Annotated in this window: 10 protein-coding genes and 2 pseudogenes; 4 read left to right on the forward strand and 8 right to left on the reverse strand. The window is 73.8% G+C overall.

Annotated elements, in window-relative coordinates; translation table 11 throughout:
* Window positions 1-23 precede the first annotated feature (23 nt).
* From ACI2LW_RS26205 to ACI2LW_RS26215, 3 genes are read right to left on the reverse strand one after another with little or no spacing between them, the layout of a single operon-like run.
* Window positions 24-2783, reverse strand: coding sequence for a multicopper oxidase domain-containing protein (locus tag ACI2LW_RS26205; RefSeq protein WP_404733667.1), 2760 nt, complete (start codon window positions 2781-2783; stop codon window positions 24-26).
* Window positions 2780-4030: a hypothetical protein gene (locus ACI2LW_RS26210; protein WP_404733668.1), complete on the reverse strand. Its 1251-nt coding sequence runs from the start codon at window positions 4028-4030 to the stop codon at window positions 2780-2782. Before ACI2LW_RS26210 ends, ACI2LW_RS26205 begins: the two co-directional genes overlap by 4 nt.
* Complete coding sequence (locus tag ACI2LW_RS26215; RefSeq protein WP_404733669.1) at window positions 4027-4767, reverse strand: helix-turn-helix transcriptional regulator; 741 nt, start codon at window positions 4765-4767, stop codon at window positions 4027-4029. The genes ACI2LW_RS26210 and ACI2LW_RS26215 overlap by 4 nt, the downstream gene beginning before the upstream one ends.
* 74 nt (window positions 4768-4841) lie before the next feature.
* Between ACI2LW_RS26215 and ACI2LW_RS26220 the strand changes: the two genes are divergently transcribed.
* Together ACI2LW_RS26220 and ACI2LW_RS26225 are read left to right on the forward strand one after the other, a co-directional pair.
* Window positions 4842-5672 (forward strand): DUF2249 domain-containing protein, encoded by an 831-nt coding sequence (locus ACI2LW_RS26220; protein WP_404733670.1) that lies wholly within the window; start codon window positions 4842-4844, stop codon window positions 5670-5672.
* A 217-nt stretch (window positions 5673-5889) separates the two neighbouring features.
* Window positions 5890-6345, forward strand: a complete 456-nt coding sequence (locus tag ACI2LW_RS26225; RefSeq protein ID WP_404733671.1) for a cytidine deaminase family protein — start codon at window positions 5890-5892, stop codon at window positions 6343-6345.
* Window positions 6346-6416: 71 nt separating this feature from the next.
* Here the strand turns inward: ACI2LW_RS26225 and ACI2LW_RS26230 are convergent.
* Window positions 6417-6608 (reverse strand): annotated as a pseudogene (locus ACI2LW_RS26230) (pyridoxamine 5'-phosphate oxidase); the annotation flags it as partial.
* Here ACI2LW_RS26230 and ACI2LW_RS26235 point away from each other — a divergent pair.
* Window positions 6600-6778, forward strand: a pseudogene (locus ACI2LW_RS26235) (potassium-transporting ATPase subunit C); the annotation flags it as partial. The pseudogenes ACI2LW_RS26230 and ACI2LW_RS26235 overlap by 9 nt on opposite strands.
* A 119-nt stretch (window positions 6779-6897) precedes the next feature.
* Window positions 6898-7290: a hypothetical protein gene (locus ACI2LW_RS26240; protein ID WP_404733672.1), complete on the forward strand. Its 393-nt coding sequence runs from the start codon at window positions 6898-6900 to the stop codon at window positions 7288-7290.
* Window positions 7291-7449: 159 nt separating this feature from the next.
* Here the strand turns inward: ACI2LW_RS26240 and ACI2LW_RS26245 are convergent, their stop codons facing one another.
* From ACI2LW_RS26245 to ACI2LW_RS26260, 4 genes are all read right to left on the reverse strand, one after another.
* Entirely contained in the window at window positions 7450-9621 is a 2172-nt protein-coding gene (locus ACI2LW_RS26245; RefSeq protein WP_404733673.1) for a hypothetical protein, read from the reverse strand.
* A gap of 85 nt (window positions 9622-9706) precedes the next feature.
* Window positions 9707-10546, reverse strand: a complete 840-nt coding sequence (locus ACI2LW_RS26250; RefSeq protein WP_404733700.1) for a class I SAM-dependent methyltransferase — start codon at window positions 10544-10546, stop codon at window positions 9707-9709.
* A 191-nt stretch (window positions 10547-10737) separates the two neighbouring features.
* Entirely contained in the window at window positions 10738-11484 is a 747-nt protein-coding gene (locus ACI2LW_RS26255) for an alpha/beta hydrolase (protein WP_404733674.1), read from the reverse strand.
* A gap of 218 nt (window positions 11485-11702) precedes the next feature.
* Window positions 11703-12917: a glycoside hydrolase family 3 N-terminal domain-containing protein gene (locus tag ACI2LW_RS26260; protein ID WP_404733675.1), complete on the reverse strand. Its 1215-nt coding sequence runs from the start codon at window positions 12915-12917 to the stop codon at window positions 11703-11705.
* Window positions 12918-13311: the final 394 nt, after the last annotated feature.

The following is a 13311-nucleotide window of genomic DNA, read 5'->3' on the forward strand; positions in this document are numbered from 1 at the left end:
GCGGTGCGCGGTCCCCTCGTCGCTCACCGCACCCGGAAGACGCCGTGTGCGCCGCGTTCCGCGTCGGTCATGGCGTGGGTGACGAACGGGTAGTCGCCGGGCTGGGGGAAGGTCAGTTCGACGAAACCGCCCGAGGCAGGGGCGAGGTCGAGGATCTGTGCGCCTCCGCTCTGCTGCCCTCCCCGTCCCAAGTCGTAGGCGCCCTCACGGAACACCGTGTCGAACTGGCCGCCCACCACGTGGAAGGCGCTGGACCCGTTCGGCCCGGCCGCCAGCACCCAGATCCGTACCCGCTCACCCGGCCCGGCGGTCAGCGGGTCGTGGTCGTACTGGTTGGCGTAGCCGTTGAAGGCGACCATGTCGTAGTCCTTGGCGTTCACCTTGGCCGGGTCGGCCGTGCCGCCCTGTGCGCCGAGGTAGAACTCCGACTGGACGAGGACGTATTCACGGTCCACCGCGGGCAGCCCGGGCGGGTCGATGATCACCGCGCCGAACATGCCGTTGGCGATGTGCAGGGACATCGGCATGGTCGAGCAGTGGTACATCCAGATGCCGCTGCGGGTGGCCGTGAACCGGTACGTCAGGGACTCGCCGGGCTTGAGGGTGCGCATCGGCCCGTTCGGCGCCAGGGATCCGGCGTGGAAGTCGACCGAGTGGCCGATGGACCCGTCGTTGACCAGGGTGATCTCGAAGACGTCGCCGACGCGGCCGCGCAGCACGGGTCCGGGGGCCGTTCCGTCGAAGGTCCACAGCTTCTGCCGTACGCCGGGGGCGACTTCCCTCGTCACCTCCTTCACGGTCATCGTCCGCTTGTGCACCCGGTGGCCGGCTCCGCTCGTGGCGGGCGGGAGGTGGGCGTCGCGGGCGGTGAAGCCCGCGGCCGGTTCGGCCATCGGGTCGAAGGCGTCGGCGGCGGTGTCCTTCGTGACCGTGGACGTGCCGTGGCCGCTGTGGTCGTGGCCGGTTCCCGCGTCGTGGCCGGTTCCTCCGTCCTGGCCTGTGCCCGTGGCGGCCCGGCCGGAGCCGGAGCCGGCTCCGGCTCCGCTCCCGTCCCCGGTGACGCGGACGGCGAAGACCATCCCCATCTGCCGGTGGCCGACCATGGAGCACCAGCCCTCGAGGTCACGGCCCACGACTCCCGCGTCCAGCGTGCCCCTGTCCCCGGGGCTGAGCCGGCCGGTGCGGGCGCCGGTCTCCAGCACCAGGTCGTGAGTGTCGGTACCGGTGTTGCGCAGGGTGATCACCAGGCGGTTTCCGGCGGGCACGTCGACGGAGGACGGCGAGAAGCGCATGCCGTGGATCGTCACCGTCACCGTGGTGGTACGGCCGGTCGGCGTCACCGCGCGACCGTCCGCGCTCGTGGCGCCGGAGCGCTCCACGACCGGCAGCGACCGCACGTCCGCCGCCGCACCGCCCGCCACGGCGAGCATCACCACCGCGAGCCCGAGGGCGACGCCGCCGAGCACCCGGTGCGGCCGCTCCGGGACCGGGGCCGCGGCCGGAAGGGGATTGCCCCGCGCCGCCGCGCGCCGGTGGCGCATCCCCCGTACGACCGTCGTCAGGAGCAGCAGGAGGAAGTACAGCAGCATCACCAGGAGCAGCACCGAGCACGTCACCCGCACCATCGGCGGAACCGGGAGCACGCACAGCAGCAGCGCGGCGTTGGTGACGGCCAGCCGGGCCGGCCAGGCCCTCTCCAGGCCGGCGGTGGCCGCGCGTACCGCGGCGGGCCCGCCGCCCAGGACCACGGGGACGAGGAAACTCAGCGCGCCGAGCAGCACTTGGGCGATCCAGCCGGCGGCGAGTGGCGCGGTCAGCAGCGAGGTCCGTTGCCCGGCCGTGATCCAGGAGGTCGTGGAGAGGAGGATGCCGGACAGGACGGCCAGGGAACCGGCGAGCCATCCGCATCCCGCGGCCACCGACCACGCGGCGAAGGAACGCGGCGCCTTCCCCAGGGCCTCACGCAGCCAGGGCGCGCCCGCGAGGAGCAGCCCCGCGGCGTACACGACCAGGCCCGGGGCGGCCAGGGGCGGCGGGCCGAGCAGGGTGCCGGCGACGGCGGCGCCGAGTCCGGTGAGCAGGACGGGAAGCGCGGTGCGGCCGGCCCGCTCGGCGCCGTCCGCCACCTTTGTGCGCAGCATCGTCGGCCACAGGGTGATGAGGGTTCCGGCGACGGTGAGGCCCACCCAGCCGAGCAGATTGATCGTCTCGTGGGCGATCCGCAGCCGTTCGGGCAGATCACCGGCGAGGTCACCGCGGGCCATGACGACACCGAGCCCGGCGCCCACGGGCAGCAGGGTGCAGGCGGCCACGTAGTAGCGCACCGTCATGGAGAACCGGCCCGGCAGCGCCCGCCGCATCAGCCGGACCAGCCACACGGCGTGCGCCGTGACCGCCGCCGCGACCAGGCAACCGCCGCCCAGGACGGCGTACCACCGGTCGAGGAGCATGCCGCCGATCACGCCGGCCGCACCGGCGTTCAGGCACAGCAGGCGCAGCGCGGCGGGGGCACCCCGGTTCGCCTCGGGCAGTCGCAGGACGGAGGCGGCGAAGTGGCCCGACCAGATGACGATCGCGTTGGTGACCGCCCCGAGCAGCAGCACATGGACGAGCAGCCAGAAGGAGTGCGGAAGGAAGTGGTGGGCGGAGCCGGCCGCGGCGAAGAGGGCGAGCCAGAAGACCACGATCGCGTTCACGCCGAGGTGCCAGCGGGCGCGCGGGGAGTGGCCCGGGGGCTTCGGGGCGGGGCCGCTCGAGGTGGACAGGGAGAGGTTCGTGGTCACCGGTGGGTCCTCGGGTCGGAGGGTGCGGACGCGGAGGCCGGGGCGGACGCTGACGCGGGCGGGGAGGCGGAAGCGGCCGTCGCCGTCGCGCGCCGCGTGGCGATGAGGGAGGCTGTGGCCGCCGATACGACGAACAGCAGTACGGCGGCGATGTTGAGCGCCCCGCCGAGCTGCCACGCGCCCCGGACGCTGCGCAGGTCACCGACCACCACGCGCAGCGCCAGCGACAGATGCAGCAGCCAGGCCGCCACCGCGAACGCCGGGTGGTAGGGCAGGGGGCGGCGCAGTACGGCGGGCAGGATCACCGGGGCGTGCGCCATGATCATGGACATCACGAAGCCCAGGAACACGCAGTGCACCACCGCGTCGTACCGTGTGCCCTCGGCGACCGGCCCGGTCAGCAGCCACAGGGCGCCGGCCAGGGCGAGCCAGGCGTACCCGGCGAGCAGGCACGCCGCGGTGAAGCGGGGCAGGCCGGTGGAGCGCAGCAGGCGGCGGGCGACGTCGTGCACGACGAGCCACGCGACCAGGGCGAGGAGCGCCGCGCCGAGCAGTACGGTGCCGGCCGGCGGCCACAGAAGGGTGGCGACCACGCCTGCGCCGACCGCGCCGACGCATGCCAGGAACGTGTGTTCCGCCGAGGGCGCCAGGAAGGCGACCCGGGCCAGTTCCAGCCGCTCTCCCGCGATGGTCAGCACGAGGAACGCCACCAGCCAGGGCAGCACACGGGGTATGTCGAGGCCGCTCAGCCACAGCAGTGCCGCACCCAGCGCCGGCACGGCGCCCGCGGCCTGCGCGAGCAGGGCGGCGCTCGGCTGCCTGCGCCAGAAGCACACGTACAGGGTGACCAGGGCCGCGCATCCGGCGACGAGCAGCAGCCGGGGGACGACCAGGTCGACCGGGCTGAGCAGCAACAGGCCCCCGGCGCCGAGGCAGCCGGGGGCCAGATGGGCCCAGGGGCGGCCCAGGGCGACGGCGCGTTCCAGGGCGACCAGCGTGCCGGCGAAGCCCAGCACCATCAGCATGCCGTGCACCTGGGGGAGCCGGCCGGTGGTGACCGGGGCCGGGAGGCCGAGCAGGCCGAGGGCGGCGTCGAGACCGGCGAGAAGGCTCAGACCTGCGGCCAGCAGCAGGGGCGCGCGGCGGGCACCCACGCGCCGGGCGCCGGTGCCTCGTGCACCCGCGCGGCCGGCATCCGTGCGCCGGGCGGTGGCGTCGCCGGGGACGGCGCCGGACGGCCCGGTCACCGGTCCGCCCCCGGTGTGCCGGACGAGGCCGGGCGACCGGCACCGTCCTTGCCGCCGGCCCGCTCGGCCAGGCCCAAGTGCAGCCGGCACGCGTCCGGTTCGGCGAACGGCAACAGCTCGACCTGCTGCGGCGCGCCGCTCAGCGCGGTGAGCCCCGCCCGGGCCAGTCCCTCGTGGACACCGCAGATGACACCGGGGTGTTCACGCGCCGTCTCCACGAACGGACAGCGCCGCAGCCGTACCTGACGTGCGTCCGCGTCCGGCTCCGGGGCGAAGCCGATCTCCTCCAGGAGGTCCAGCAGCCGGGTCCGCGCTTCCTTGGCATCCGTCGCCGGCGTCCGCCCGGCGGTCAGCAGGAACCCCCACTGCTCGCCGGCGGCGAGGGCGTCCCGGCGCGGGTCGGCGCTGGAGCGGGCGATCTGCGCGGCGAGGACGGCGGCGAGTCCGGCGTACTGGCGCGCGGGCGACTCCTGCGGCGGGCGGGCCCGGTAGCGGAAGGCGGGGCGGCCGCGTCCGGCGGGGCTGGACCGCTCGCGGACGGCGAGGCCGTCGTCCACCAGCGCGTCCAGGTGCTCGCGGACGGTGTTGACGTGCAGCGCGCACACCTGGGCGAGGGCGGTCGCGGTGACAGGGGCGCTCTGGCCCCGCAGGTACTGCAGGACACCGCGGCGCTGCCGGGACAGGGGGACACGGTTGGTTCCGCTGCCGGGAAGCGGCCCGTTATTTTCCACGGTCATGTCCGTACTATATTGCAGTCATCGAACCCGGACCGAACGGGGACGGGCTGCCGGCCGTTGGAAGGATCACCCTGATGAGCACCCTGACCATCGCATCGGACCCTCAGGACGCGGCGGCCGCCGAAGCCGTCGAGGCGCACCACACACAGCTGGCCGGTGACCTGGCCGGACGGGTCGCGATGCTGACCTCGGCCGCGGATCGCGACCCCGAGGCGGCCGACCGCCTCCGTGCGGAACTGGTCGCCTTCTGCGACCGCGACCTGCTGCCGCACGCGGCCGCCGAGGAGGAGGCCCTCTACCCCGCGGCCCAGGGCCTGCCCGCCGCCCGCCTCCTGATCGACGCCATGCTCGCCGAGCACCGCCGGCTCACCGCGCTCGTCGACGCGCTGCGCACCGCCGGCCCGGCCGTGCGGGCGGCGGCCGAGGGCCGGGCGCTCCAGGTGCTGTTCGAGGAGCACCTGGAGAAGGAGAACACCCTGATCCTGCCGCTGCTGGCCGGCGCCCCGGACATCTCCCTCGCCGGGATCCTGACGGGCATGCACGACATCCTCGGACACGGACACGGACACGGGCACGAGCACGGACATGAGCACGGCCACGAGCACGGTGGTGCGGCCGAGACCGCCACGACCGGCGGCGGCTGCGGCGGCACCTGCGGCTGCGGCGGGTCGGACGAGACGGACGTGCCCGAGCTGGACGTGCGCGAGGTCCCCCACTCGCTGCGGCACGCCACGGTGTTCGGCGCGATCGCCGCGGTGCCCGCCGGGCGGGCGATGGTCCTGGTCGCCCCGCACGACCCGCTGCCCCTGCTGCGCCAGATCGAGGACCGCCACCCGGGCGCCTTCTCGGTGGAGTACCTCGAACGCGGCCCGGAGGCGTGGCGTCTGCTGCTGTCGCACCGCTGACCCTGTCGCCGCGGGCCGTTTCCGGCCGCTGCCGCACACGGCGGGCGGCGGCCGGAAACGGCCCGCGGCCGGTGTGGCAGAGTACGGGCACCTGTTCGCCGGCGGAGGACCAGCGCCGCCGCCGGCGACCCGGCGAACGCGCGCCGGCGTAGATGGCGCCCGCGCGCCGTCGTAGACAGCGACGGCACGCCCGACAACGCAGGAAGGCACAGCGAACATGACCTCGCGGACCGACCGCGTCGACCATGAACTGATCCGGGCGGCGGCGCACGTCGCGGCCACACGCTGCCGGGGCGACCACCACACCATGGCGGCCGCTGCCCGCGCCCGGGACGGCCGGATCGTCACCGCGGTGAACGCCTATCACTTCACCGGCGGCCCCTGCGCGGAACTGGTCCTCATCGGCGCCGCCGCCGCGCAGGGCGTCTACGACCTGGACACCGTCGTCGCCGTGGGGGACCGCGACCGGGGCGTCGTGCCCCCGTGCGGCCGCTGCCGCCAGGTCCTTCTGGACTACTTCCCGGCCCTGCGGGTCATCGTGGGGACCGGCGACGGCCCGCGGACCGTGCCCGTCACCGACCTGCTTCCCGCGAGCTACGTCTGGGCCGACCACCAACTGGACGCCGAGGAGAGCTCACCGAGCTCACCGGGCTCACCGGCCGGCAGCGGCTGACCGCCGCGGGCGGTCGTGGGGCAGGATCCCGCCCGCCGGGCGCGGTCGGCCCTGGACGATCACCGCGGCCGTCACCCGTACCGGTACTTCAGCGACTCCGCCTCCGCCCGCTCGATGTCGGCGATCGTCAGCTCCGGCATCCGCAGCTGAGCCGGCGTCACCTCGGCCGAGGTCGGCTGGGCGTCCGCCGGCAGCCACTGCTCGGGCTGCCAGGCCGCGCCGCGCAGCAGCGACTTGGGGCAGTGCGGAAAGACCCGCGGTACGCACACCTCCAGGCGCACCGGGTCGCCGCGAAGAACGGCCTGCCGGTCGCGCGGGTGGAGAACTGGTCGAAAGCCACACCGAGGGCCGCACGCTCGGCTTCATCGGCGAGCCCCGCGTGAACGTCCTCCGGCTCAACATCGCGCTCGAGGACCTCGCGGCCAGGCAGTGACCGCCCCGGGCGACCGGGCCGGGGACCGCGACTGGTCTAGAGTTGATCAAAAAGCCGGTGCCTGCCCTGTCTGTCTCGCCGTGCGCATCGCTCCGGACCGCCGTCCTTCTGGGGGGACCATGACCGTCGCCAAGCTCCTGAGACCCGCCCTCGCCGTCGCGTTCCTGGCCTCGGTCACCGCCTGCGGCGCGTCGTCCGGGCCGGACGCCCCGGCGAGCACTCCGGCGGACTCGCAGTCCGCCGGGACGCGCCGTTCGGCCGCCACTGCTCCTGTCGCCGCCGTCATGCCCGATGTCATCGGCGGCAACGCCGGGCGGGCGGCGGAGCAGATGGGCTCCAAGGTCGACATGACTTTCAAGGACGCGAGCGGACAGGGCCGTCCGGTGGACGACCCGGCCGCCTGGAAGATCTGCGACTCGCGGCCGGGCCCGAACCAGCAGATCACCGATTTCCCCGTGGTCCTCGACGTGGTGAGGGTGTCGGAGAGCTGTGAGGACGCGACGCCGAAGTGACCTCCCGTGACCTCCCGCAAACGCCTCGGGCGGCGCCCGCGCGCTGAGCGCGGGCGCCGCCCGGAGCGACGTCGAGGGCGAGGAGAGCGAAGGAACTCGGTGTCAGAAAGGAATGAGAAGGAAGCCCCTTCATGGCCTCGCCACGGTCAACGCTAGCACTCAGTCCGGGATCAAGTCGCGCAGATTTCCCGGCGTGATGACCCGGGAGCCCGGCGGCAGCCCCTCGGGACGCTCGAGACCGATGTACGTCACGGGCTCGTCCGGCATGTGCTCGCCGTCCCAGAGGCTCACGGCCGTGGTGGGACCGTCCATCAGGCCGGTCAGGTACCGCACCGTCAGGTACTCGCGCTCCACAACGGCGCTCACCACCTTGGACACCGACATCTGGTTGTCCTCGACCCTGTTGGCCGACGAGATGCCCCTCAGATACAGGTGCAGCCACTTCGCGCGCCACCGGCCGTCGCCCTCGCGCCGGAACACCAGCGGCAGCGCCACGCGGCCCGCCCCGCGCAGCTCCGACTTCATGCGCACCGTGCGCGGCTCGAAGGGCCGGCCCTTCTGCTCGGCGTCGCGCAGCATGAAGCCGAAGAACGACTCCTCGACCTCCTCGAAGCCCTCGCCCGCGTAGATGTTGACCTGCGGAACGATGAACGTGCTGCGGACCCGGTCCAGCGACAGGCCGATGAATTCCGAGGCTCCGTCGGGCGCCTCGGTGACATCGCCCGAGTGCACACCTCCGACCGTCCTGAGCGACGTGTAGGACAGCCAGGCGTCGGTGCTGTAGTCGGAGTGGAGGAGCAGCGCCGACAGGTCGTAGTCGGTCCGGTGCGCGGCCTCCTTCCAGTACACGAAGAAGCGCAGCTGCTTGCCGTCGACCGCCGAGGTCGAACCGCGCGGCAGCACGCCGAGCCCGCCCGGGGCCGCCCGGCCGCTGAGCGGCAGGGCCACGTCGAGGACATCGGGGTCGAGCAGCAGCCGGTCCGGTGCCGGGAGCCTGCGCCGTATCTCGGCGTCGAGGGCGGCGATCAGGCGGTCGCGGTCGGCGGCGGCCACGGGCGGCCGGACGTCGGGAGCGACCCAGCCGCGGCCCCGGCGGTTGACGAAGACCCGGGCCCTGCCGCTCTCCCGCTCACGGTTGTGGAAGTGCTCGCGGACCGACAGCACGACCCGGCCGGAGACCGCGGGAGCCACCCGCACCGCGGCGGCGATGACCGCGTCCCGCTCCTCCTGGCAGGCGGCGATGCGCAGCAGGAGGTCCAGCGCCCGGAACAGCTTGCCGGGAGCGGACTCCAGGAGCCGTACGGCGCCCAGGACGTCGTACGCGTCGAGCAGCTTCTCGACACGGCTGTCGAAGGACCGCGCCTCCTTCTCGCCCCGCGCCACCGCGAACACCTCGGCCGCGTGCGGCCGGCGCGGGTACTCGTGCGGGTGCAGACGCTCGCCGAGCCGCTTGAACGCCTCGCGGTGGGCGTGCACGTCGGCCAGCTTGGCGGGGTTCGCCGCGACCACGGCGTCAAGACCCGCGAGCAGCGCGCGGCGGACCGGCCGCGGCAGGGTGCGGAACCGGGTGGGCTCCCGCAGCGTCACGTCGCCGCCCGAGAGCGCGCAGGCCAGGCGCAGCACATCGACGACGGTGTCCAGCAGCAGGTCCGCGCCGGCCGCGAGACGGGCCTCGTTGACGACCGCCCGGTTCTCCCTGACCGGGATGGACTCCGGCTGGGGTCCCAGCGCGCACCGCTCGGCGAGCGTCCTGAGGTCGGCCAGGTGCTCCTCGCCCAGCGGGGTCGTACTGCCCGCCAACGCCAGGTAGAGGTCCGTGAGTTCGTCCTCCAGGTCCCGTCCGAGGTGCAGTACGGTCACCCGGTCGCCGGCCGAGGCGATCAGCTCGTCCTGCGCCGCGAGCATCTCCTCGTAGGTGTGCTGGTAGCGGCCGTACGCCGGGAGGCTCAGCAGGTCCAGCACTCCGTGCGACAGCTGCTTCCGTACGTTCTCGCGCGCGGAGTCGTCGCCGAGCGCCTGTATGACGCACCGCATCCAGAACTCCTCGGTGTCCGGCACGTTCGCCGGGAAGTCGATGAAGTACGCGTTGTGCCGGACGTGGTCGCCCACCATCTCGCGCACGGTGCGCAGCGTCCGCCTGGCGGTGTGCGCGACCGCGTCCCCGGACAGCCCGGACAGCAGCTCCAGCAGCTCCGCGGAGAGCTTGAAGCCCACGGACGTCAGCGCCGCGTCGAACTGCCGGGCGGCAGCGGCGCCGTCCCCGGCGGAGCCCTTGGGGGACGGGATGCGGTGGGTGTGCCGGATGACCAGTGCTTCGAGACCGTGCGACATCCGGGAATGATCGCAGAGGTGTACGAACCAGCGCACATGAGTTTCCGCCGGGCGTCTCAGCGAGCGGGTCCGCCTGCGCGGCCGGTCACACGGGGGACCGGCCGGCGCTCTGCCGGCGGACCGCGGAGATCAGCCCGCCGGGCCGCTCCTCGCCGCGCGGCGGGGTGCCGACCGGGCGGCCGTAGGCGGCGGCGCGTTCGCGCAGGGTGTGGCACTCGGCCTCCCAGCCGTGCCCGGCCAGCCAGGCCACCGGGTCGTCGGGCATCTCCGAGACCCACAGGGACGCCGCCGATCCCGGCACGGCGTCCGCGCCGAAGCGCTCGATCACACCGCGCGAGCCCAGCGTCAGCCCCATCCGGCTGCCCGGCGCCGACTGCGCGCCGATCCGGGCCACCAGCGACTCCACCGCGTCCTCGGGCAGATAGATCAGCAGTCCTTCGGCGATCCACACGGTCGGCACGGCCGGGTCGTGTCCCGCGGCGGCCAGCGCGCCCGGCCAGTCCTCCCGAAGATCCACCGCGACCGTGATCCGCTCGCACCGTGCGACGGCCCGCTCCTGGCGCAGCACCGCCGCCTTGAACTCCAGTGGCGCGGCGGTGTCGACCTCGAACAGCCGGGTGCCGGCGGGCCAGTCCATCCGGAAGGCCCGGCTGTCCATGCCGGCGCCGAGCAGCACGACCTGCCGTACACCGGAGGCGGTGGCCTGCCGCAACAGGTCGTCGAGGAACCTCGTCCTGATGACGATGGAGAACGACACGGCCAGCCGGCGGCGTCGCGCGGCCTCGTCATCGGGCAGCGGAGGCGAGGAGGGCCACAGGCCGCCGGCGGCCGCGAAGGCCCGGGCCAGCGGGTCGTGGAACAGCGCGTTGTCCCGCTCGCTCTCCAGCGCCCGCACCCTGGCCACACCCACCGCCGTGGCCCACACCCCCGACGGCCGCACCCGATCCCGCTCCTGCTCCCGCTCATCGGTCACCGCGTCAGACTAGTCGTCCCGCCGCGGACCGTGTCCTCCTGCCGGTTCACCGGCGTCCGGTCCCATCGTCCGGCCCGGCGTGAGGGCCGGACGACGGGCCGGCGTCAGGGCCGGGACCGGACGGATGGTCCGACGGGCCTGCCCTACCTCAGATGCCGGGCGAAGAACCGGGCCACGGCGTCCCCGGCGGACGGCGGGACGCCGGTGTGCCCGCCCATGTGGGCGTGCAGGGACTTCTCCGCGGACCCGAACGCGTCGAACAGGTCCAGGGCGGCCTGCCGGTCGTTGTTCTCGTCGTCCCACTGCAGCAGGACGTGCAGCGGAACGGTGACCCGGCGGGCCTCCTCGAACATGGCGCGCGGCACGAAACTCCCGGCGAAGAGAGCGGCGGCCACGATGCGCGGCTCGACCACCGCCAGCCGGACACCGATGGAGATCACTCCTCCCGAGTAGCCGGCCGGGCCGCCGATCCCGGGCAGTTCCAGGAGGGCGTCCAGGGCGCTCCGCCATTCCGGGACCGCCTTGCCGACGAGCGGGAGGACGAGGGCGTCGACGATCTCGTCGGTGACCGGCTCGCCGGCCTGCACGGCCCGGCGAAGGCCGGCGCGGGCCTGCTCGACGGCGGGCCACCGGGGCCGGTCGCCGCTCCCGGGAAGCTCGATGGTGGCCGCGGCGAAACCGCCGGCGACGGCCTGCCGGGCCCGCGCCGCCAGCCGCGGGTACATCCTGTCCAGTCCCAGCGGAGGGTGGCCGAGCAGGATCAGCGGCGCGGCTGCGGACGGGGATGCGGACGCGGGCGTCCACAGGATGCCCGGAATCCCGTCCAGGGTGAATCGGCGTTCGAGGACATCGCCGTCGAGGCGCTGTCCGGCGGTGAGGTGAAGGGGCATGGTCGTGCCTTTCGGGAGGCGCTCGAACGGCGCTCCCGGGCGGCCTACCGCCCGACCGTGACCCCGCAGGAGAGCACCCATGTCGATACGTTCACGGGTACCACCTCCTCGTTCTCCGGCACGGCCAGGCCGAAAGTAACAGCGACCGCCGTGCGCCGCCAACCGGTTTTCGCGCGCACCCGGCGACCGGCCGCACCCGGCGACCGGCGGGAGGGGCGTCAGCCGCAGTGCAGCAGGCCCGCCTTCTGCTTGGCGGTGAGGACGCGGTGCACGCTCGTGTTCACCTGCTTGCCGAAGGCCGCGTTCTGGGCCATCCGGGCCTGAACGGCCTTCACCATGGCGGGGATCACGTTGGGTTCGACGGTCAGGACCTGGTCGCCGCCGGCCGCCAGGAACCGCACGGCGCGGTCGCCCGGCGGCACGTTCCGCACCGCGACCGCGTTGCCGATGTCGTCCGAGACGACCACGCCCTGGAAGTTGAACGTCTTGCGCAGCAGGCCGTCGATCACCGTGGACGAGAACGCCGCCTGCTGCCTCCCGTCGATCCTGGCGTAGACGGCGGAGGAGACCATCACGTAGGGGATGCCGGCCTTGATCGCCGAAGCGAACGGGATGAGGCTCGAACTCTTCGTGGTGGTCACCGAGTCCACGACGTTCGCGGTGGTGTCGGTGTTGCCGCGGACGCTGCCGAGGCCGGGAAAGTGCTTCACCGTCGCGAGGACTCCGGACTGCGCGAACCCCGCGGCGAACGCGTTGCTGTGCGGGGTGACCGTCGCGGCCGTATGACCGAACTCGCGGTCGTACAGCCCGATGGGGGCGTTGTTCCGGCCGAGGGAGGCCGGGACGACGTCGGCGACGGGCGCCAGGTTGAGGTTCACCCCGGCCGCCTTGAGCTGCTGGGCCCATACGGCCGCGTTGTCCCGCAGCTTCGTGGGCGTCCAGGTGCCCTGCACCAGCGCGCTCGGCATCGTCGAGAATCCGGGTCCGGACAGGACCTGCACGCGGCCGCCCTCCTGGTCGGTCGAGACCAGCAGTCCCACGCGGTGTCCCGCCACGGTGTCGGCCTTGGCCTGGAGGCCGTCGACGACGGTCTTCGTGGCCTGTGTGCCCTTGGTGCTGCGGCCGGCGAGGAAGACCGACCCCACGTGGTACTGGCGCAGAACGGCGATCCGTTTCTGGTCCGGCGTCGCCGCGTTGATGCCGCCCATGAACAGCTGGCCGATCCGCTGCGCCCCCGTCATGGCCCCGTAGACGCTGTCGGCGCAGGTCGCCGCGGTGCTTGTGGCCATCCGGCCGGATCCCGCCGGCTCGGCCGGCGCCGCGGCGGAACGCGCACCTGTCACACCAGCCGCCGTCAGGGACAGCGCCAGCAGCGGTACGGCCCAGGCGGCGCGCGTCCTCGGCTTGCGGCGCGGTGATTGTTGCGGTCTCATGCAGGGCCCCTTCCGGCGGACCGGCCGTCTGCGAGCTGCGCAGGATCACCCACTACGGTCCAAGCTACCTCCATTCCGCGGATCTCTCCTCGGGTGGAGGAGCGGCGCCGGCCGGCCACGATCACCTCCCGGTTCCTGGCCGGCCCGGCCGGTTCCCACCGGCCGGCGGCAGACGGCCGCCGCGGCCGCGGCGGGCCCGCCCAACTCCCGGAGCAGGAGGGCGGGATGCCCCGGCGCCCGCCAACTCACCGCAACCGTGGCCGTCCTGACGGCCCCCACCGACCGCGACGGCGAACTCGCCTAGCGAGGACTCCAGTTCACCCCGTTCACGGGGACGGTTCGGGTGTCGCGGCGGCGGCCCGGTGACGGAAGGGACGGTTCAGTGGCGGCGGCC

This window comes from Streptomyces sp. NPDC004065, from assembly GCF_044903565.1.
GTDB lineage: Bacteria > Actinomycetota > Actinomycetes > Streptomycetales > Streptomycetaceae > Streptomyces.

Excerpts from the sequence above, each read along its gene's own strand:
- ACI2LW_RS26215 (WP_404733669.1), bottom strand. The coding sequence starts at position 4,767 with ATGACCGTGGAAAATAACGGGCCGCTTCCCGGCAGCGGAACCAACCGT.
- ACI2LW_RS26220 (WP_404733670.1), top strand. The coding sequence starts at position 4,842 with ATGAGCACCCTGACCATCGCATCGGACCCTCAGGACGCGGCGGCCGCC.
- ACI2LW_RS26225 (WP_404733671.1), top strand. The coding sequence starts at position 5,890 with ATGACCTCGCGGACCGACCGCGTCGACCATGAACTGATCCGGGCGGCG.
- ACI2LW_RS26240 (WP_404733672.1), top strand. The coding sequence starts at position 6,898 with ATGACCGTCGCCAAGCTCCTGAGACCCGCCCTCGCCGTCGCGTTCCTG.
- ACI2LW_RS26245 (WP_404733673.1), bottom strand. The coding sequence starts at position 9,621 with ATGTCGCACGGTCTCGAAGCACTGGTCATCCGGCACACCCACCGCATC.
- ACI2LW_RS26255 (WP_404733674.1), bottom strand. The coding sequence starts at position 11,484 with ATGCCCCTTCACCTCACCGCCGGACAGCGCCTCGACGGCGATGTCCTC.
- ACI2LW_RS26260 (WP_404733675.1), bottom strand. The coding sequence starts at position 12,917 with ATGAGACCGCAACAATCACCGCGCCGCAAGCCGAGGACGCGCGCCGCC.